This is a genomic window from Streptomyces sp. NPDC006309 (assembly GCF_040613095.1).
GTDB lineage: Bacteria > Actinomycetota > Actinomycetes > Streptomycetales > Streptomycetaceae > Streptomyces.
Window position 1 is genome coordinate 79,206 of record NZ_JBEXRO010000012.1, and the last position, 18,789, is coordinate 97,994.

General features: G+C 73.9%; 21 protein-coding genes and 1 tRNA gene. 12 read left to right on the top strand and 10 right to left on the bottom strand.

What is annotated here, in order from left to right; genetic code table 11:
* Positions 1 to 83 precede the first annotated feature (83 nt).
* Positions 84 to 2,462, top strand: coding sequence for a helix-hairpin-helix domain-containing protein (locus ABZ117_RS17815; RefSeq protein WP_356821748.1), 2,379 nt, complete (start codon positions 84 to 86; stop codon positions 2,460 to 2,462).
* A 101-nt stretch (positions 2,463 to 2,563) separates the two neighbouring features.
* On the opposite strand, the gene ABZ117_RS17820 is transcribed toward ABZ117_RS17815, so the two are convergent.
* Entirely contained in the window at positions 2,564 to 3,283 is a 720-nt protein-coding gene (locus ABZ117_RS17820; RefSeq protein ID WP_356821749.1) for a hypothetical protein, read from the bottom strand.
* Between the two features lie 47 nt (positions 3,284 to 3,330).
* Here ABZ117_RS17820 and ABZ117_RS17825 point away from each other — a divergent pair, with 47 nt between their 5' ends.
* Complete coding sequence (locus ABZ117_RS17825) at positions 3,331 to 3,519, top strand: DUF5703 family protein (RefSeq protein ID WP_014671721.1); 189 nt, start codon at positions 3,331 to 3,333, stop codon at positions 3,517 to 3,519.
* A 112-nt stretch (positions 3,520 to 3,631) separates the two neighbouring features.
* Here the strand turns inward: ABZ117_RS17825 and ABZ117_RS17830 are convergent, their stop codons facing one another.
* From ABZ117_RS17830 to ABZ117_RS17840, 3 genes are all read right to left on the bottom strand, one after another.
* Entirely contained in the window at positions 3,632 to 4,381 is a 750-nt protein-coding gene (locus ABZ117_RS17830; RefSeq protein ID WP_356821751.1) for a chaplin, read from the bottom strand.
* A 164-nt stretch (positions 4,382 to 4,545) separates the two neighbouring features.
* Positions 4,546 to 4,779, bottom strand: a complete 234-nt coding sequence (chpH, locus tag ABZ117_RS17835) for a chaplin ChpH (protein WP_356821753.1) — start codon at positions 4,777 to 4,779, stop codon at positions 4,546 to 4,548.
* 158 nt (positions 4,780 to 4,937) lie between these two features.
* Complete coding sequence (locus ABZ117_RS17840; protein WP_356821754.1) at positions 4,938 to 6,263, bottom strand: M20/M25/M40 family metallo-hydrolase; 1,326 nt, start codon at positions 6,261 to 6,263, stop codon at positions 4,938 to 4,940.
* 226 nt (positions 6,264 to 6,489) lie between these two features.
* Between ABZ117_RS17840 and ABZ117_RS17845 the strand changes: the two genes are divergently transcribed.
* Positions 6,490 to 6,577 (top strand) — tRNA-Leu (locus tag ABZ117_RS17845).
* A gap of 58 nt (positions 6,578 to 6,635) precedes the next feature.
* Here ABZ117_RS17845 and ABZ117_RS17850 read toward each other — a convergent pair.
* Entirely contained in the window at positions 6,636 to 6,950 is a 315-nt protein-coding gene (locus ABZ117_RS17850; protein ID WP_356821756.1) for a dsRBD fold-containing protein, read from the bottom strand.
* Between the two features lie 112 nt (positions 6,951 to 7,062).
* On the opposite strand from ABZ117_RS17850, the gene ABZ117_RS17855 reads away from it, so the two are divergent.
* Positions 7,063 to 7,440 (top strand): YchJ family protein, encoded by a 378-nt coding sequence (locus ABZ117_RS17855; RefSeq protein ID WP_356821758.1) that lies wholly within the window; start codon positions 7,063 to 7,065, stop codon positions 7,438 to 7,440.
* A 78-nt stretch (positions 7,441 to 7,518) separates the two neighbouring features.
* Here ABZ117_RS17855 and ABZ117_RS17860 read toward each other — a convergent pair whose 3' ends face one another.
* The gene (locus ABZ117_RS17860; RefSeq protein WP_356821760.1) at positions 7,519 to 8,220 is read right to left on the bottom strand and encodes a FadR/GntR family transcriptional regulator; all 702 of its coding nucleotides are present in this window, start codon (positions 8,218 to 8,220) and stop codon (positions 7,519 to 7,521) included.
* 140 nt (positions 8,221 to 8,360) lie between these two features.
* On the opposite strand from ABZ117_RS17860, the gene ABZ117_RS17865 reads away from it, so the two are divergent.
* Both ABZ117_RS17865 and ABZ117_RS17870 read left to right on the top strand, forming a co-directional pair.
* Positions 8,361 to 8,879 carry a gluconokinase gene (locus ABZ117_RS17865; protein WP_356821761.1) on the top strand — a complete coding sequence of 173 codons (519 nt, stop codon included), beginning with the start codon at positions 8,361 to 8,363 and terminating at the stop codon, positions 8,877 to 8,879.
* A gap of 30 nt (positions 8,880 to 8,909) precedes the next feature.
* A complete protein-coding gene (locus ABZ117_RS17870) occupies positions 8,910 to 10,307 on the top strand; it encodes a gluconate:H+ symporter (protein WP_356821763.1) in 1,398 nt (465 codons plus the stop codon).
* Between the two features lie 55 nt (positions 10,308 to 10,362).
* On the opposite strand, the gene ABZ117_RS17875 is transcribed toward ABZ117_RS17870, so the two are convergent.
* From ABZ117_RS17875 to ABZ117_RS17885, 3 genes are all read right to left on the bottom strand, one after another.
* Positions 10,363 to 10,989 carry a cytochrome b/b6 domain-containing protein gene (locus ABZ117_RS17875; RefSeq protein ID WP_356821765.1) on the bottom strand — a complete coding sequence of 209 codons (627 nt, stop codon included), beginning with the start codon at positions 10,987 to 10,989 and terminating at the stop codon, positions 10,363 to 10,365.
* Complete coding sequence (locus ABZ117_RS17880; protein WP_356821767.1) at positions 10,973 to 11,701, bottom strand: molybdopterin-dependent oxidoreductase; 729 nt, start codon at positions 11,699 to 11,701, stop codon at positions 10,973 to 10,975. The genes ABZ117_RS17875 and ABZ117_RS17880 overlap by 17 nt, the downstream gene beginning before the upstream one ends.
* A 90-nt stretch (positions 11,702 to 11,791) precedes the next feature.
* Positions 11,792 to 12,739, bottom strand: a complete 948-nt coding sequence (locus ABZ117_RS17885) for a hypothetical protein (RefSeq protein WP_356821969.1) — start codon at positions 12,737 to 12,739, stop codon at positions 11,792 to 11,794.
* Positions 12,740 to 13,138: 399 nt separating this feature from the next.
* Between ABZ117_RS17885 and ABZ117_RS17890 the strand changes: the two genes are divergently transcribed.
* The 4 genes from ABZ117_RS17890 to ABZ117_RS17905 are packed head-to-tail and all read left to right on the top strand — an operon-like array spanning position 13,139 to position 15,334.
* Positions 13,139 to 14,035, top strand: coding sequence for a DMT family transporter (locus ABZ117_RS17890; RefSeq protein WP_356821769.1), 897 nt, complete (start codon positions 13,139 to 13,141; stop codon positions 14,033 to 14,035).
* 28 nt (positions 14,036 to 14,063) lie between these two features.
* Positions 14,064 to 14,579 carry an NUDIX domain-containing protein gene (locus ABZ117_RS17895; RefSeq protein ID WP_356821771.1) on the top strand — a complete coding sequence of 172 codons (516 nt, stop codon included), beginning with the start codon at positions 14,064 to 14,066 and terminating at the stop codon, positions 14,577 to 14,579.
* 21 nt (positions 14,580 to 14,600) lie between these two features.
* Positions 14,601 to 14,993, top strand: a complete 393-nt coding sequence (locus ABZ117_RS17900; protein ID WP_356821773.1) for a DUF202 domain-containing protein — start codon at positions 14,601 to 14,603, stop codon at positions 14,991 to 14,993.
* Positions 14,990 to 15,334: a DUF202 domain-containing protein gene (locus tag ABZ117_RS17905; RefSeq protein WP_356821774.1), complete on the top strand. Its 345-nt coding sequence runs from the start codon at positions 14,990 to 14,992 to the stop codon at positions 15,332 to 15,334. The genes ABZ117_RS17900 and ABZ117_RS17905 overlap by 4 nt, the downstream gene beginning before the upstream one ends.
* Here the strand turns inward: ABZ117_RS17905 and ABZ117_RS17910 are convergent.
* The gene (locus tag ABZ117_RS17910) at positions 15,331 to 16,281 is read right to left on the bottom strand and encodes an NADP-dependent oxidoreductase (protein ID WP_356821776.1); all 951 of its coding nucleotides are present in this window, start codon (positions 16,279 to 16,281) and stop codon (positions 15,331 to 15,333) included. The genes ABZ117_RS17905 and ABZ117_RS17910 overlap by 4 nt on opposite strands.
* 179 nt (positions 16,282 to 16,460) lie before the next feature.
* Between ABZ117_RS17910 and ABZ117_RS17915 the strand changes: the two genes are divergently transcribed.
* Both ABZ117_RS17915 and ABZ117_RS17920 read left to right on the top strand, forming a co-directional pair.
* The gene (locus ABZ117_RS17915) at positions 16,461 to 17,483 is read left to right on the top strand and encodes a phosphotransferase family protein (protein WP_356821778.1); all 1,023 of its coding nucleotides are present in this window, start codon (positions 16,461 to 16,463) and stop codon (positions 17,481 to 17,483) included.
* 5 nt (positions 17,484 to 17,488) lie between these two features.
* A complete protein-coding gene (locus tag ABZ117_RS17920; RefSeq protein ID WP_356821780.1) occupies positions 17,489 to 18,703 on the top strand; it encodes an acyl-CoA dehydrogenase family protein in 1,215 nt (404 codons plus the stop codon).
* Positions 18,704 to 18,789 lie beyond the last annotated feature (86 nt).

Consider the following 18,789-nt stretch of genomic DNA (forward strand, 5'->3'; position numbering starts at 1 on the left):
GTGCCGGCGGTCCGGAGGGCCAGAGGGGCGCGGGCAGCGTGAAGAGTGCCGGGGGTCCGAAGGCTCAGGAGGGCACGGGCGGCATGCAGGGTGCCGGGGGTCCGGAGGGTGCCGGGGGTCCGGAGGGTGCCGGGAGCGCCGAGGGTCAGGGGGGCGCGGAGGGCGCCGGGCGCGCCGAGGACGCCGGTTCCGGCAGTGGTGCGGAGGCCGGGGGTTCTGGTTCCGCCGCTGGTTCCGAGGAGCGTACGGGGGCCGCGGCGGGGGACGACTCCCCGGGCTCCCCGGGCTCCCCGGGCTCCCCGGGCTCCCCGGGCTCCTCGGGTGGTGAGGAAGCCTCTGCCGAGCCCGGCGCCGAGGCCGGTGCGGAAGCGCCTGTGCCGGCCGGCGCCGACGGCGGCGGAGAGGCTGCGGCGGGGGCCGGTTCACCGGGCGGCGTGGATGCCGAGGGCGGCGTCGCGGGCGGTGTGTCCGAGGCGGAGGCCGAGTTGGCCGCGCAGCGGATCGAGCGGGAGCGGATCGAGCGGCGCAAGGCCGAGAGGGGGGGTCCGGTCGCCGCCGGGACCAAGCTCAGCGGCAAGGCGGCCGACCTGCTCGCGGCGGTGCGGGCCGTGGAGAGCGGTGAGAAGCCGGTGACCGCGGTGTTCGCCGAGCCCGCGCCGGCACCGCGCCGCCCCGCACCGGAGCCCGTGCGCAGGCCCCAGCCCGTCCCGGCCGTGGCCGCGCCCGGCGCTCCCGCTCCGGAGGCCGTGGAGGCCGTGCGCCGGGTACTGACCGAGGGCGGCGCGCCCGACGGCCTCGCCCCGCAGGTGGCCGCGGCCCTCGGGGAGGGCGCCGCCACCACGCTCCGGGAGGACCCCTGGCAGCTGCTCCGGGTCGGCGGCGTCCGGCCGGAGCAGGCCGACGGGTTCGCGCGGGCACTGCTCGGCGCCGACTGCGGCCCCGACGACGAACGGCGCGGCCGCGCGCTGACCGTCTGGCTGCTGGAACAGGCGGCCCTGGCCGGGCACACCGCCCTGGAACTGCCCACGCTCACCGCGGCACTGGTCCGGCAGGCGGTGCCGGACGCGGACGCGGCGGTGCAGAGCGCGCTCGCCGAGGGCGAGGCCCTGGTGTTCCAGGACGCCCTGGAGGAGACCGGCGCCCCCGAACCCCGGGACAGCGACGAGGAGCAGGAGCGGCCGGTCCGGGTCCTGGCCGGGCTGGAGCGCTACGCCATGGCCGAGGAGAGCCTCGCCGACGGCCTGGCCCGGCTGGTCAACTCCCTGTCGCCGGAGCCCGGTCAGGCCTGGGTGACGGCCGCCTCCGGGGTGTCCGGCGGTGCGGCCGAGCTGGCCCGCGCGGTCGCCGGGCACGGCCTGGTGCTGCACACCGGCGGGGAGGCGGCCCGCGCGGAACCGGCCGCGCTGCTCGGTGCCGCCCGCGCCGCGGGCCTGCGGGCCTTCGCCGTCTGCCACACGCCCGACGGCCGCCGGCGCCTGGCCGCGCTGCTGGGCGGCGACCCGGCGGAGCAGGGAGTGGGCACCGTCGCCGGACTGCTGTCCGGCGCCGAGGGGCCGGCCCGGGACGCGGAGGGTGCCCTCGAACTCGATCTGCTGATCGTGCTGGACGCACCCCAGCTCGACGTGGAGGCCGCCGCGATGCTGGTGGAGTCGCTGCCCGACGGGGCCCGGCTGGTGCTCAGCGGTGACCCGGCGGTGCTGTGGTCGGCCGGTCCGGGCCGGGTCTTCGCGGACCTGCTCGCGGCCCGCGTCTGCCCGCAGACCGTGTCGCGCGTGCCGGACCCGGGTCCGCTCGGGGAGCTGGTCTCCGGCATCGGCGTCGGCGAGCTGAACCAGGTCGCCGCCCCGGGCAAGGAGGTCGTGATCGTGCCGGTGCGGGACGCCGGCGAGGCCGTGCACCGGACCGTGCAGCTGGTCGCGGACTCGGTGCCGCGGGCGATCGGCGTGCCGGCCGACCAGACCGTGGTGATCACCCCGGGCCACGGAGGAGCCGCGGGCACCCGTGCCCTCAACTCCGCGCTGAAGGAACGGCTCAATCCCGGCCCCGGCCGGTTCGGCGGCTTCGACCCCGGTGACCGGGTGGCCTACTCCCCCGCGCCGGGCCGCACGGTGCCGGGCGTGGTGGTGAAGGCCGACGCCGACGGCCTGCACCTGTCGTGCGCGGGCGCCCCCGTCGTCGTACCCCGGGAGCGGGTGGAGAACGGTGTGCGGCACGGCTGGGCGCTGACCGCGCACCAGGCGGTGGGCGCGCGCTGGCCGGCGGCGGTCGTGGTGCTGCCCGGCGACGCGGCGCAGGTTCTCAGCAGACCGTGGGTGTACACGGCGTTCGGGCGTGCGGACCGGCATCTGTCCGTGGTGCACGGAGTGGACCAGGCGCTGCCGAAGGCGGTCGCGGAGATCTCCGCCAAACCGCGCACGACCCGTCTGCGGGCCCTGCTGCGGACGCAGACCCCGACGCCCTGACCCCTCGCCCGCCCGGGTCCGCGGCGCGGCCGGTCAGCGCGCGGCGGCGGGAACCGGCGGCGCCGTAGGGGGCCCGGCCCTCCACGGCGCCGCCACGCCGCTCACTTCTCGGCGTCGAGCGGCTCCAGCTCGTCCCCGTCGCCGTCGTGGTCCTCGGCGTCCTCGTGGTCCTCCTCGACGAAGTCGATGTCGTCGTCCTCGATGTCGGGGGCCTCGTCGTCGAACACCGCGCTCACGTCGAAGCGGCACACCACCTGCTGCGGGTCGAAGTGCTCGAACGGCGCCTCCAGCCACTCCCCGGCCTCGGGTGGTTCCTCCGCGGCGGTGACCCACAGCGTGGAGTCGCCCTCCTCCAGGCCGAACTCCTTGTGCCGGGAGGCGATCTCGTCCGGTTCGAACTCACCGAAGAGGATGCCCAGCGCTCCGGGGACGGAGCGGGCGGCCTCGTCGTCGTCCACGCCGTCGTCGTACTCCGCCGCCTCGATCCGCTGGGCCTGGGCGAGCAGCCGCTGCGGTTCCGCCACGGTGTAGTCGCGGCGGATCAGCACACTGATCGCGTTCGGTTCGTCGGGTCCGGCGTACGGCGGCAGGGCGTCCTCCGCGCCGGGGATCTCGAAGGGCGTGACCTCGTCGTGGCGGTCGTAGAGCAGCTCGTCGTACACCTCGGCGGCAGCGGCCAGCTGGTTGAACGCCTCGGAGACGGCCGGGTCGTCGTCCCCCGACCGGCGTTCGACCGCAGCCAGATGGCGGTCGAGCGCGGTCTTGACCGCCTCGGCGGCGGCGCGTACCTCGGCAGCGGTGGGCTGCGCAGCATCAGACATAGTGCAGACGCTATCCGTACCGGGCACCAGCCCGCACAATAGATGCGATGCCGGAATACGAATTTGTCGACGTGTACGTGCCTCGCGGGGTCTCCCGCAAGGAGGCGACACGTCTGCTGACCGACCATGCCGAGTACGGACACTGGGAGTTGGACCGACTGAGCCTGCTGCGCGACGGCAGCCGCAGGGTGCGGTTGCGCCGGCGGATCATCCGCCAGGTGCGTGCCACGTGGTGACCCGGGACAACTGAACGGAGCGGGCCCCGCCGGCATGGCAGGGCCCGCTCCGTTTTCCCGGGCGATCACAGCCCTGCGGGGGGCCGTACCGCCCTCGTACCGGGTGTGTCCGTTACGCCGCGGACCGCGCCTTGCGGTAGAGCAGGGCGCCCGCGAGCAGCGCGCCCCCGGCGGCCGGCAGCGCGACGCCGAGCGGCATGCCGTTGCCGGTGTGGGCGAGCTGGGCGGTGGTCACGGGCCGGTCGGCGCGGCCCGTCCACTGCGCCTGGTGCCCCGGGGTCTGCCGGTGGGCGGAGTGACCGGAATCACCCGGGTGACCGGGCTGGACCGGGTGGCCGGGGCGGCCCGGGTGACCGGGCTGGGCCGGCTTCCCGGGCGGGTTGCCGTGTCCGCCGCCCGGCGGCTGGGCGGAGTGCCCGCCGCCGTTGCCGCAGTCGTCGCCCACGGTGGCGTTGCCGGCCCCGATGACGTCGACGCTGTTGCCGCACACGTTCACCGGGACGTCGACCGGCACCTGCACGGTGTTGCCGGAGCCGACGCCCGGCGAACCGGCGCTCCCGCCGCCCGCGTGCGAGCCGCCGGAGGCGCCGGAGCCGCTGTGGTGCTCCGCCGAGGTGCCGCCGTGCTGGGCGCAGGCGTTGCCCGCCGACGGGTTGAGGAGCCCGATGACGTTCACCGTGTTGCCGCAGACGTTCACCGGGACGTGGACCGGCACCTGCACCGTGTTGCCGGACAGTACGCCGGGTGAGCCGGCGGCGGCGCCGGTGGCGGTCGAGTCGGCGTGTGCGTAGCCGCTCGCGGCGGCGATCACGCCGGTCGCGGCGGCGATGGTCATCAGGCCTTTGCGCGTGCTCTGTCGCATGCTGGAATTCCCCCCTGCCTTCGATGCTGTGAAGGACCGGCCCCGTCGAGGACGGACGGCCGGCCGCAGAGACCGGTCGGCCCCGGAGCGCATGGCGCGCGCTCCGGGGCCGACCGCTCAGGAAAGAGGCCCCCTCGGGAGGGATGTCCCGCGGGGAGCCGGCCTCACTTGTTGACGCAGGCGTTGCCGAAGGCGGGGTTCAGGAGCCCGATCACGTTGATCGTGTTGCCGCACACGTTCACCGGGACGTGCACGGGCACCTGGATGACGTTGCCCGAGACCACGCCCGGGGAGCCCACGGCGGCACCCTGGGCACCGGCGTCGGCGACGGCGAGGCCCGCGCCCGCGAGGAGCAGCCCACCGGTGGCAGCCGCGGCGGCGACGACCTTCTTGATCATTATTCCTCCTAGTTGGCAGTGCGACCCCAAGGTGCGGGGTCACATCACCTGTAACGAGGAGGGACTGATGAAGCTACGAACCTATCGTCGCATTCACCCTCTCAGGCGATCTCGCACGGCTGCCCGATTGTGTGCCGGTCATCCGGGGCGGGACGGCCTCAGGACGCGTCGATGAACCGGTCGAGCACGCGCACGCCGAACCGCAGCCCGTCCACCGGTACCCGCTCGTCCACGCCGTGGAACATGCCCGCGAAGTCCAGCTCCGGCGGCAGCTTCAGGGGCGCGAAGCCGAAGCCGCGGATGCCGAGGTCGTCGAAGGACTTGGCGTCGGTGCCGCCGGAGAGCATGTACGGGATGGCCTTGGCCGTGGGGTCCTCGGCGAGCAGCGCGGACTGCATGGCCTCCACCAGGGCGCCGTCGAAGCTGGTCTCGACCGCCTTGTCGGCGTGCACGTCCTCGCGGCGGACGTGCGGCCCGAGCAGCCGGTCGAGGTCGCTCAGGAACTCGTCCTCGTGGCCGGGCAGGAACCGGCCGTCGATGTGCGCGGTCGCCTCGCCCGGGATGACGTTGACCTTGTAGCCGGCGTTCAGCTGGGTGGGGTTGGCGGTGTTGCTGAGGGTCGCGCCGATCAGCTTGGCGATGCCGCCGAGCCGGGCGAGGGTGGACTCCATGTCCTCCGGGTCCAGCTGGGTGCCGAGCGCGTCGCCCAGCTCGTCCAGGAAGGCCCGGGTGGTCTTGGTGACGCGCACCGGGAACTTGTGCCGGCCGACGCGGGCGACGGCCTCGGACAGCTCCGTGATCGCGTTGTCGCGGTGGATCATCGATCCGTGCCCGGCGGTCCCGGCCACCGTCAGCTTCATCCAGTGCATGCCCTTCTCGGCCGTCTGGATCAGATAGAGCCGCCGCTGCTCGTTCACGGTGAAGGAGAAGCCGCCGACCTCGCTGATCGCCTCGGTGACGCCCTCGAACAGCTCGGGGTGGTGGTCGACCAGGTAGCGGGCGCCGTACGTGCCACCCGCCTCCTCGTCGGCGAGGAAGGCGACCACGATGTCCCGCGGCGGCCGGCGCCCGCTGCGCAGCCGGTCCCGCACGACCGCCAGCGTCATGGCGTCCATGTCCTTCATGTCGACACCCCCGCGCCCCCACACGCACCCGTCGGCGATCTCGCCGGAGAAGGGGTGGTGGGTCCAGTCGTCGGCGTTGGCCGGTACGACGTCCAGGTGGCCGTGGATCAGCAGCGCGGGCCGGGAGGGGTCCTCGCCCTCGATGCGGGCCACCGTGGAGGCGCGGCCGGGGTGCGACTCGTAGATCTCCGGTTCCAGCCCGACCTCGGCGAGCTTGCCCGCGACCCACTCGGCGGCCTTGCGCTCGCCGGGCCCGGAGTGGTCGCCGTAGTTGCTGGTGTCGAACCGGATCAGCTCGCGGCAGAGGTCCACGACCTCGTCCTCACCGGTGACGCTCCTGGCCGTGTCCGTCTCGCTCACGCTGCTTCCTCCCGCTGTCACTGCTGGTGGTCCTTCTCATCCTCTCTCCGGGCGCACCCCGGGCCCAAGACGGGGCCGGGCCCGTCACACGCCGTTCACGCGCGAGCTGCCGGGGTCCGCGCCGGGGGAAGGGGGTGATCGGCCACCCCGGAAAGCCTGGTAATGTTTCCTTCGTCGCCGCGAGGAAAACCCCGCCCAAAGGGAAATCTCGTACGACAGACACCTTGTCCGGGTGGCGGAATGGCAGACGCGCTAGCTTGAGGTGCTAGTGCCCTTTATCGGGCGTGGGGGTTCAAGTCCCCCCTCGGACACCAGCAGGGCCCCCGCGATGCGGGGGCCTTTCGCGTTGCCCCGGCGGGTGCGGGCTCCCGGTCACTCACGGGTCAGCCAGAGCGGCGTCAGGGCGGCGTCCGTGCCGGTGGCCCCTGTCGCCCTCATGTCGCCGTCGGCGGCGCGCAGCAGCATGCGGCCCAGGGCGATCAGGGCGCGGCCGGCGGCGAGTTCGTCGCCGATGTCCGGCATCGCCGGGTCGTAGGGGCTGCGGCGGGCCTCCGCGCGGATCTCCAGGACACTGTCGCCGGTGTCCAGGACGATCCGGGCCGTGGTGTCCGGATCGCGCTCGGACAGATAGAGGTTGAGCCGCCACTCCCTGATGGCGGGAGGACGGCTGCCGAGGGGTCGGGTCATCGTCCGTCTCTCCTCCCTGCGCGCCGCGGCCCGGTGGGGCGCCGGTGGGGCCCCTTCCACTGTGCACCCCCGCGCGGGCGGACGCCGCCGGGCCGCGGGCAGAATGTGGGGCATGACCTCGCGCACGTGCCCCTGCGGGCTCCCCATCTCCTACGAGGCCTGCTGCGGCCGCTTCCACTCCGGTTCGGCCGCCGCGCCGACGGCGGAGCTGCTGATGCGGTCGCGGTACAGCGCGTTCGCGCGGGGCGACGCGGGATATCTGCTGCGCACCTGGCATCCCCGGACCCGGCCGGAGCGGCTCGACCTCGATCCGCGGACGCGGTGGACGGGTCTCGAGGTCCTCGGCTCCACCGACGGGTCGGCCTTCCACACGACGGGCACGGTGACCTTCCGCGCCTCCTACCGGGGCGGCTCGCTGCTGGAGCGCAGCCGGTTCGAGCGGGTGGACGGGGCGTGGGTGTACGTGGACGGCGACTTCCCGGACGAGTAGGCGGCCCGGGACGGCCGCGCCGGCCGCGGCCCCGGCGAGGCGCCGCGGCGGCATCTCCCTCTGGCGGGCCGGCGCGTTTCAGGGCGCCAGGATGTCCAGCTCCTGGAGGGCGCCCACGGTGATCTGCCGGGTCAGCTCCTCGGCGCGGACCGCGTCGCCCGCGCGGACCGCCTCCGCGACCCGCACGTGCAGGGTGACGGCCGCCGGGTCGGGGTCCTCGAACATGACCTCGTGATGGGTGCGTCCGGCCAGCACCTCCGCCACGACGTCGCCGAGGCGGGCGAACATCTCGTTGCCGGAGGCGATGAGGACGACCCGGTGGAAGGCGACGTCGTGGACCAGGTACTGGTCCAGGCGGTGGCCGCGGGAGTTGGCCACCATGCCGAGGGCGCACTCGGTGAGTTCCGCGCACTGCCCGGCCGTGGCGTGCCGGGCGGCGAGGCCGGCGGCGACGGGTTCGACGGCGGAGCGCAGCACGGTCAGGGAGCGCAGCTGGTGCGGACGGTCGGCGCCCGCGAGACGCCAGCGGATGACCTGGGGGTCGTACACGTTCCACTCGGCCTTCGGGCGGACCGTGACGCCGACCCGGCGGCGCGACGCGACCAGGTGCATGGACTCCAGGACGCGGACCGCCTCGCGCATCACGGAGCGTGACACCTCGAAGTGCTGTGCGAGTTCGTCCGTGCGCAGAACGCTGCCCGGCGGGTACTCGCCCGCCGTGATCGCGGGACCGAGAGTGTCCAGTACACGGCCGTGCAGGCCCCGGCCCGGTGTGCTCATGCACTCAGCGTACGGCCTGGATCACGGAGACAAAAAGTCAGACTTATATGTCACACAGTCTTGAATTCGTCGTACCTAATGGGTTTCAGTGTGGCGACGCCGCAGTGGCGTCGGATGTCGAGGAAGACAGCGAGGCAGTGATGCGAAGCCCCCAGGTCGTCGTCGTGATGGGCGTCGCGGGGACGGGCAAGACCACGATCGGTCCTCTGCTCGCCGCGCGGCTGGGCGTCCCGTACGCCGAGGGTGACGACTTCCACCCGCAGGCCAACATCGACCGGATGTCGGCCGGGATCCCGCTCGAGGACGCCGACCGGTGGCCGTGGCTGGAGGCCATCGGGCACTGGGCGCAGGGCCGGGCGGGGCTGGGCGGGGTGGTCAGCGGCTCCGCGCTGAAGCGGTCGTACCGCGACCGGCTCAGGGCCGTGGCCCCCGGGATCGTGTTCCTGCACCTCACCGGGGACCGGCAGCTGATCGAGGAGCGGATGTCCGGGCGGCAGGGCCACTTCATGCCCACCGCGCTGCTCGACTCCCAGTTCGCGACGCTCCAGCCGCTGGAGCCGGACGAGCCGGGAGTCGCCGTGGACGTCGCCGGCAGCCCGCAGGAGATCACCGAGCGCGCCGTGCGGGCGCTGGACGCCCTTCCCGCCGCATCCGCCTAGCCCCGTTTCCGTAACCGCAAGGGAACCCCCGTGACCAGACTCAGCGTCGAGATGCTGGCAGCGGACACGCCTCCGCCGATCACTTCCGCCGGACACGCCCAGCTGGGCATCGCCGTCCTGGTGGGCATCGCCGTGATCGTCCTGCTCATCACCAAGTTCAAGCTCCACGCCTTCCTGGCCCTGACCATCGGGTCACTGGCGCTCGGGGCGGTCGCCGGAGCGCCGCTCGACAAGACCATCACCAGCTTCACCACCGGGCTCGGTACCACCGTGGCCGGCGTCGGCGTCCTGATCGCGCTCGGGGCGATCCTGGGCAAGCTGCTCGCCGACTCCGGCGGCGCCGACCAGCTCGTCGACACGATCCTCGCCCGGGCGGGCGGGCGCGCGATGCCCTGGGCGATGGTGCTGATCGCGTCGGTGATCGGTCTGCCGCTGTTCTTCGAGGTCGGCATCGTGCTGCTGATCCCGGTCGTGCTGATGGTCGCCAGGCGCGGCAACTACTCCCTGATGCGCATCGGCATCCCGGCGCTGGCCGGTCTGTCCGTGATGCACGGCCTGATCCCGCCGCACCCCGGCCCGCTGGTCGCGATCGACGCGCTGCACGCCAACCTGGGCGTGACCCTGGCGTTCGGCATCCTCGTCGCCATCCCGACGGTGATCATCGCCGGTCCGCTGTTCTCGAAGGTCGCGGCCCGCTGGGTGGACGTGCCGGCGCCGGACCGGATGCTGCCGACGCGCGCGTCGGACGAGCTGGAGCGCCGCCCCGGTTTCGGCGCGACGCTGGCGACCGTGCTGCTGCCGGTGGTGCTGATGCTGGCCAAGGCGCTGGTGGACATCGTCGTGGACGACACCACGGACCGGACCCAGCGGGTCTTCGACATCGTCGGTTCGCCGCTGATCGCTCTTCTCGCCGCCGTGCTCGTCGGCTTCTTCACGCTGGGCCGGCCGGCCGGGTTCACCAGGGACCGTTTGCAGCAGACCGTCGAGAAGGGCCTCATGCCCATCGCCGGCATCCTGCTGATCGTCGGCGCGGGCGGCGGCTTCAAGCAGACGCTGATCGACTCCGGGGTGGGCCAGATGATCCTGGACATCTCCCGGGACTGGTCGATCCCGGCGCTGCTGCTGGGCTGGCTGATCGCGGTGGCGATCCGGCTGGCGACGGGCTCGGCGACGGTGGCGACGGTCTCGGCGGCCGGCCTGGTCGCGCCCCTCGCGGCCGGCATGTCGACCACCCACACCGCCCTCCTCGTCCTCGCCATCGGCGCGGGCTCGCTCTTCTTCAGCCAGGTCAACGACGCCGGTTTCTGGCTGGTGAAGGAGTACTTCGGGCTGAGCGTCGGGCAGACCGTCAAGACGTGGTCGGTGATGGAGACGATCATCTCGGTGGTCGGCGGCGGCCTGGTCCTGCTGCTGTCCCTCGTCGTCTAGCCGTCCCCGGGAGCCAGGGGCGAGGAACGGTGGGCGGGGGGCCGGGCCGGCACGGTCAGGGGCGCCACAGCGGGTGCTCCCGCCGCGCCCACTCCTCGCTCACCGTCCCCGTGCGTAGGCCCTTGCGCGCCTCCGGGTCGGCAAGGGCCATGCCGATGTGGCCGGCCAGGACCACGCCGATCGTCAGGGCCAGCCAGTCGTGCACGAAGGTGGCCGACGTGCGCCACATCAACGGGGTGAGGTGGGTGAACCACATCATCAGACCGGTGCCGAGCATGACGAGGGTGGCGCCGGCGATCCAGGCGGCGTAGACCTTCTGGCCGGCGTTGAACTTGCCGGCCGGACGCGGGGCGTGCCGGGTGGCGCGGCGCAGGGCGGCGCGCAGCCAGAGCCGGTCGTGCGGGCCGAAGCGGTTGAGGAAGCGCAGGTCGGTGCGGAAGGCACGGGAGGCGAGGCCCAGCAGGACCGGGACCGGCAGGGCGAGGCCCGCGCACTCGTGGACGCGGACGACCAGTTCACGGCGGCCGACCAGGATCGCCAGCTGCGGGATGTAGAGGACGGCGGCCGTCAGCACGCACAGCCCCATCAGCGCGGCGGTGCCGCGGTGCACCCGGCGTTCGGCCGGGGTGAAGCGGTGGACGCGGGTGCCCGGCGGGGCCGGGGTGTCAGTCGGTAGGCGCATCGGTGCGTCCGTTCGAGCGGCCCACCCAGGCGTCGACGTCGTAGCCCAGGTCCTCCCAGTAGCCGGGCCGGACGCGGTCGGTGACCGTGATGCCGGAGAGCCACTTGGCCGACTTGTAGAAGTACATGGGCGCCACGTAGAGGCGGACGGGGCCGCCGTGGTCGTGGCCGAGGTCGTGGTCCTGCATGCGCAGGGCGGCCAGGACGTCCGGGCGGCGGGCCTGGGCCAGGGTGAGGCTCTCGGTGTAGGTGCCGTCGAAGCAGGTGAAGCGGAGGGCCCGGGCGGAGGGGTGGACGCCGGCGGCGTCCAGCAGCCGGGAGAGGCGTACGCCCTCGAAGGGGGTGCCGGGCACCCGCCAGCCGGTGACGCACTGGACGTCCTTGACCAGCCGGGTCTGCGGCAGGGCGCGCAGTTCGGCGAGGGTGTAGCTGTGCGGGCGGTCGACCAGGCCGTCGACGGTGAGGCGGTAGGCGGTGGCGCTGGGGCGCGGGACGGAGGCGGCGACGGAGTAGTACCGAAATCCGCCGCCGTTGGGCAGCAGCCCGGTCAGGCCCGTGGGGTCCTTGCCCGCGATGTCGCCGAGGAAGCCTTCCGTACCGCGTTGCAGCACGGGCGCGCCGAGGACGCCGAGCGCGCCGAGACCGAGGGTGCCGAGGAAGATGCGGCGGCCGACCGGCCGGCCGTCCCGCTCCTCGGGTTGGTCAGGGTTCACGTGGCCCATTCGAGCACTCGCGGCTCCGCGGGGCCAGGGATCCGGGTCACCGGTCAGACTTTCGTCATCTCTTCTTACCGGCATCTCTTCTTACCGGCCGAGCGCGTGGCCGCGGGCCGTGCGGAAGGCCGTCCAGGGGTCGCGGTGGACGTAGGACCAGGGCGCCCGGGTCGCGTGCCGGCCGATGCGCTGGAAGAGGGCCGCCGCCTCGGCCGGGCGGCCGGCTGAGGACAGGGCGAGAGCGAGGTGGTTGAGGTCGAGGTGGCGGCGCGGGTGGTCGCCGTGCTCCCACTCCAGCCACCAGTCGAAGCAGGTGCGCAGGATGCGCCGGGCCCGCGGGCCGGACCAGTGCCCCGAGGCGGCCGGGTCGGCGGGGGTGAGGCCGGTGGCGGCCAGGACCCGGTACCGCTCGGCGTAGGCGACGACGGGCAGCACGGCGAGGGGAGAGTCGGCGGGGGCCTCGGCGGCGGCCAGTTCGGCGACGTCGTACACCTCGTGGACCTCGGCCCGGCCGCCCGCGGGCCGTTCGGCGAGGCGGGCGATCAGCAGGTGGTGGGCGTGGTGGTGCTCGGGGTGGCGGCGGCGCAGCTCGGTGAAGGTGCCGAGCAGCTCGCGGTCGGAGCCCAGGGCGCGGGCCAGCAGCAGCCGGCCGAGCCAGGGCGTGGGGTCGGCCGGGGCGAGCGCGGCGGCCGTGTCGCAGGCCTCCCGGGCCCGGCCCGGTTCCTCCCTGCCGCGCACGGCGCGGTGGACGAGGGCCAGGGCGAGGAGGGCGGCGGCGTCGGCGGACCGGGGTTCGGCGGCCAGCCAGTCACCGGCCCGGTCGGCGGCGCGGGGGTCCTGGGCGAGGACGGTGAGGCGGTGACCGCGGCGGTCCCAGTCGTCGCCGGTGTGGATCAGCAGGGAGCGGGCGGCCTGCCGGCGGCCCTGGGCCAGGGCGGTCCGTGCGGTGCGCAGTCCGGCGTCGCCGAGGTCCTCCTCGAAGGCGGCGGTGGCGTCCCCGGCGGGGTCGCCGGACGCGTCCGTGGGGGCCCGGCTCAGGCCGGGCGCGGGCGGGAGAGGGGGCACCGGGGAACTTCCTGTTTTCTCGGGCTGCCATCAACCGATCACGCACAGCAAACCCGCAGCCACGACTTGCGTCAAGCGGAACCCCGGCGCTCCGCACTTCAACAGCCTTCCCCAGAACGGAACTTGGCGTAACCGACGCAGGTGGCCGGGGTCCGCTGCCGCGGTCGGCGGGTTTCCCTGTGGCGTATGCCACGGGCTGTGCGGAACACGTGCCCGCCCGGTGTGGCGTACGCCATGGCGCGGGACGCCCCGGCACCGGACCATGGCGAGTCAACTGCCCGTTTTCGGGTGCTTCCGGGGCAATGCCGTCCCGGGAACGCTACAGTCGGCGACTACGCGCCCGTGGTCCGGCCGGATGATGAGGTACACAGCGTGTCGGTTCTGGTTCTCGTCCTCGCCGTGAGCGCGGCCTGCTGTCTGGGCTTCGGATTCGTACTCCAGCAGAGCGCGGCCCAGCAGGCACCGCTCAGCGACTTCCTGTCCTTCCGGCTGCTGCTCGACCTGGTGCGGATGCCGCGCTGGCTGGGCGGCCTCGGTCTGATGGTGGCCGGCATGGTGCTGGGCGCGGTCGCCCTCGGCAAGGGCGAGATCTCGCTGGTCGAGCCGCTGCTCGCGACCAACCTGCTGTTCGCTCTCGCCCTCTCCCGGTACCGCACCGGACAGTCCCTCGGCCGTCAGGGCTGGGCCGGGCTGCTGCTGCTCGCGGGCGGCGTGAGCGCGTTCCTGATGGCGGGCGAGCCGCGCGCCGGCACGGCGGTCGCCGATCCGCTGCGGCACTGGCTGATCATCGGGGCCGTGGTCGGCGTGGCGCTGATCCTGACGGCGTACGCCAGGCGCTCCCGGATGAGCTGGGGCCCGGTGCTGCTGGCCACCGCCGCCGGCCTGCTGTACGGCATCCAGGACGCGCTGACCCGGGTGAGCGGCACGCGCTTCGGTGACGGCGGACTCACCGAGCTGCTCACGGGCTGGCAGCCGTACGGCGTGCTCGCGTGCGGGATCACCGGTCTGCTCCTGGTGCAGAGCGCGTTCGAGACGGCCCCCCTGCGCATGTCGCTGCCCGCGCTGACCGCGGCCGAGCCGCTCACCGGGATCCTGTGCGGGGTGGGCTTCCTCGGTGACCGGCTGCGCACCGACACCGGGGCGCTCGCCTGGGAGGCGGCCGGGCTCGCGGCCGTGGTCGCGGGCATCGTGCTGCTGGGGCTGCACCCGGCGATGCCGTGCGGCACCACACGGGCGGAGCCGTCGGCCCGGGACCTCCAGCGCCGCTGAACGCCGCCGCCCTGCTTGGATGAGGGGCATGAATCCCGCTGACGAGATCCTCGACATCGTCGACGAGCACGACCGGGTCGTCGCTCAGTGCCCGCGCGGCGAGGCGTACGCCCGCGGGCTGCGCCACCGCTGTGTGTTCGTCCAGGCCCGGGACGCGGCCGGACGGCTCTTCGTGCACCGGCGTACGGCCACCAAGCTAATGTTCCCGTCCCTGTACGACCTGTTCGTCGGCGGGGTCGTCGGCGCGGGCGAGTCCTACGACGCGGCGGCGCTGCGCGAGGCCGAGGAGGAGCTGGGCGTCAGCGGGCTGCCCCGGCCGGACCACCTGTTCACGTTCCTGTACGACGACGGCGCCGGCAGGAGCTGGTGGTCCGCGGTGTACGAGGTGCGCTGCGACCTGCCCGTACGACCCCAGGCGGAGGAGGTCCAGTGGCACGCCTTCCTCACCGAGGAGGAGGTCGGGCGGCGGCTCACCGAGTGGGAGTGGGTGCCGGACGGACTCGCGGCCTACGAGCGTCTGAAGGCGTTCCGGGCGGGCCGGTGAGCCGCCGGTAGGGTCGGCCCCGTGATCGAGTTCGTACGGAACATCCGGCTGTGGTTCGCGCCGGACCAGGTGCGGGACGAGGGCGGCACGCCCGATTACCGGTTCTCGCTGGCCAACGAGCGCACCTTCCTCGCCTGGCTGCGGACCGCGCTCGCGCTGATCGGCGGCGGCTTCGCGGTGGACCAGTTCCTGCCGGACCTGCGCTGGGCGTGGCGGGCCGGTCTCGCGCTCGCGCTGCTGGGCGCCGGGGTGCTGTGCTCACTGCGGGCGGTGAACCACTGGGTGCGCTGCGAGCGGGCGATGCGGCGCGGCGAGGACCTGCCCGTATCCCGGTTCCCGGCGCTGCTGAGCCTGGTCGTCGCGGTGGTGGCCGTGGCGATGATCGTGGTGGTGCTGGTCGGGTGGGAGGCGTGACGGCGGCCGCGGGGGCGGCCCCGGCGGGCCGGGATCCGGGGCTCCAGCCCGAGCGCACCCGGCTGGCCTGGCGGCGTACGACGCTGTCGGCGGCCGTGGCCGCCGTGTTCGCCGTGAAGTCGGCTCTGCGCGCCGGCCCCGGCGCCGGCGCGCTCGTCGTGTGCGCGGTGTGCTGCGGGCTGTGGCTGGCCTTCGTGTGGGTGGCCCACCAGCGCATCCGCGCGCTGTCCGCCGGCACCCCGCCGCCCGTGCTGGCCCCCCGCCACGCGGCGGCGGCGGTGCTGTGCGCGGTGGCGACGGCGGTGTGCGCGGCCGTGCTGGTGCTCGGCCCCGCCCGTTAGGCGCCGCCCGGGCCGGTGTCCCCGCCGACGGTGACCACGATCTTGCCGCGGGTGCGGCCCCGCTCGCTCAGCCGGTGGGCGTCCGCCGCGCGCTCCAGCGGGAACGTCTCCTGGACGTGGACGGAGAGAACTCCCCGATCGGCCAGCGCGGCGAGCGCGGTGAGGTCCTCGGCGTCCGGGCGGACGAAGGCGTACCGGCCGCCGTAGCCCACCACCGCCGGGTCGGCGACGGACGCCAGCCGGCCCTCGGGGGCGAGCAGGTTGGCGGAGGTCCTCAGGGTGTCGCCGCCGATGGTGTCGAAGACCGCGTCCACGCCTTCGGGGGCGAGCCCGCGCACCCGTTCGGCCAGGCCCTCGCCGTACGTCACCGGCTCGCCGCCGAGGCCGCGGACGAAGTCGTGGTGGTGTTCGCCGGCGGTGCCGATCACCCGGGCGCCGGTGTGGGCGGCGAGCTGGACCGCGAGCGAGCCGACCCCGCCGGCCGCCGCGTGCACCAGGACGGTCTCGCCGCGCTTCACCTCCAGCACCTTGACCAGGACCTGATAGGCGGTGAGCCCGGCCAGGGGCAGTCCGGCGGCCTCCTCGAAGGACAGGGTGCGCGGCTTGCGGGCCAGGGTGCGCACGGGCGCGGCCACGTACTCGGCGAAGGTGCCCCGGGACAGGAAGTCCTCACGGACGTAGCCGATGACCTCGTCGCCGGCGCCGAACTCCGTGACCGCGGCGCCCGGCCGCACGACCACTCCGCTGACGTCCCAGCCGGGGATCACCGGGAAGACGGCGTCCAGGAGGCTGTCGAGATGACCCTCGCGGCACTTCCAGTCGACCGGGTTGACGGCCGCCGCGCGCACCTGGACCAGCACCTGGTCGGGGCCGACCTTCGGGTCGCGCACCTCGCCGTACTCCAGCACCTCGGGTCCGCCGTAGCGGCTGTAGCTGATGCCCTTCATGCCCTCGACCCTCCGGGGTGCGCGGGCCCCGCGCAACCGGGATGCCCCGGTCCGGGGAGCGGACGGCCTATCGTGGCTCCCGTCACGTTTCACATCACGTCCGCTCCCCGCACTGGACGACATACCGACCGGTCGGCATCATGTGTCGGGTAGTGTCCACCCGTGCGTAGGAGTGATGTATGAGCGCCGACCACCCGCCCGGACTCGACCTGGACCGGCTGCGCGTCCTGCTCGACCGCGAGCGCCCCGGTCTGGTCAGCGGCCCCCTGACCGGCCGGCTGATCGAGGGCGGACGGTCGAACCTCACCTACGAGCTCTCCGACGGCACCGCGCGGTGGGTCGTACGCCGGCCCCCGCTCGGCCATGTGCTGGCCACCGCGCACGACATGCGGCGCGAGCACCGGGTGATCAGCGCCCTGCACCCCACCCGGGTGCCGGTGCCGCGGCCGGTGCTGCTGTGCGAGGACGAGGACGTGCTGGGCGCGCCGTTCTACGTCATGGAGTTCGTCGAGGGCACCCCGTACCGCACCGCCCAGCAGCTCGCCCCGCTCGGTGCGGAGCGCACCCGCGCGGCGGTGCTGTCCCTCGTGGACACGCTCGTCGAGCTGCACGCGGTGGACCCCGTCGAGGTGGGCCTCGCCGACTTCGGGCGCCCGGAGGGCTTCCTCGACCGGCAGCTGCGCCGCTGGGGCAAGCAGCTGGACGCCTCCCGCAACCGCGACCTGCCCGGCATCGACGAGCTGCACGCCGCTCTCGGGCGGGCGCTGCCGGCCTCCCCCGCCCCGGCCGTCGTCCACGGCGACTACCGCCTGGACAACGTGCTGATCGGCGACGACGACCGGATCAAGGCGATCCTCGACTGGGAGATGTCCACGCTCGGGGACCCGCTGACCGACCTGGGCCTGCTCGTGATGTACAGCCGGCCGCTCGGCATGCCGCGGTCCCCCGTCTCCACCACCGCCGAGGCGGCGGGGCACCCGTCCCCGCAGGAGCTGATCGAGCGGTACGCCGCGCGCTCGGGGCGCGACGTCTCAGCCGTCTCCTGGTACACGGCGTTCGCCTGGTTCAAGCTCGCCGTGATCCTGGAGGGCATCCACTACCGGTACACGCTGGGCCAGACGGTCGGCCCCGGCTTCGACCGCATCGGCGAACTCGTCCCCGTCTTCATCGACCACGGACTGACCACTCTTCAGGAAGGCTGACCGGTATGGACTTCGCGTTCGACGCGCGCACCGAGGAGCTGCGCGCCAGGCTCCTCGCCTTCATGGACGAGCACGTCCACCCGGCCGAGGCCGTGGCCGAGGAGCAGCGGGCCCGGCTGGCGTCCCCCTGGGACACCCCGGCCGTGGTCGAGGAGCTGAAGGCCGAGGCCCGCAGGCAGGGTCTGTGGAACCTGTTCCTGCCGGACACCGAGTACGGTGCCGGGCTGACCAACCTCCAGTACGCGCCGCTCGCCGAGATCACCGGCCGCTCCCCGCACCTCGCGCCCACCGCGACGAACTGCGCCGCGCCCGACACCGGCAACATGGAGGTGCTCACGCAGTTCGGCAGCGCGGAGCAGAAGAAGCAGTGGCTGGAGCCGCTGCTCGCCGGTGAGATCCGCTCCGCGTTCGCGATGACCGAGCCGGAGGTGGCCTCCTCCGACGCCACGAACATCACCACGCACATCGAACGGGACGGCGACGAGTACGTCATCACCGGCCGCAAGTGGTACATCTCCGGGGCGATGAACCCGGACTGCGCCGTCTTCATCGTCATGGGCAAGACCGACCCGGACGGGGCGGACATCCGCCGCCAGCAGTCCATGGTCCTGGTCCCGCGCGACACCCCGGGCGTCACCGTGCGGCGTGCCATGCGGGTGTTCGGGTACGAGGACCACTCCCACGGCGGCCACGCCGAGGTCGTCCTCGACCACGCGCGCGTGCCGGTGGCCAACCTCGTCGGCGAGGAGGGCGGCGGCTTCGCCATCGCCCAGGCCCGCCTCGGCCCCGGCCGGATCCACCACTGCATGCGGCTGATCGGCATGGCCGAGCGGGCGATCGAGCTGATGTGCCGGCGGGCCGTGTCCCGTACCGCGTTCGGCAAGACGCTGGCCCAGCAGGGGGTGGTCCAGAACTGGATCGCCGACGCCCGGGTGACCGTCGAACAGCTGCGGCTGCTGGTGCTGAAGACGGCGTGGCTGATGGACACCGTCGGCAACCGGGGCGCCCACACGGAGATCCAGGCCATCAAGATCGCCACGCCGCGCGCGGTGGTCGGCATCCTCGACCGCGCGATCCAGCTGCACGGCGCGGGCGGGGTGAGCCAGGACCTCCCGCTCGCCGAGCTGTACGCGAGCGCCCGCACCCTGATGCTCGCCGACGGCCCGGACGAGGTGCACCAGCGTTCGCTGGCCCGCAGGGAACTGAAGAAGTACAGCTGACCGCCCCGGCCGGTGCGGCCACCCCGCGCCGGTCCCCTCCCCCGCCGCCGCACCGGCGGTGTCGCGTGCTTCCCCGTGTTCGCGTG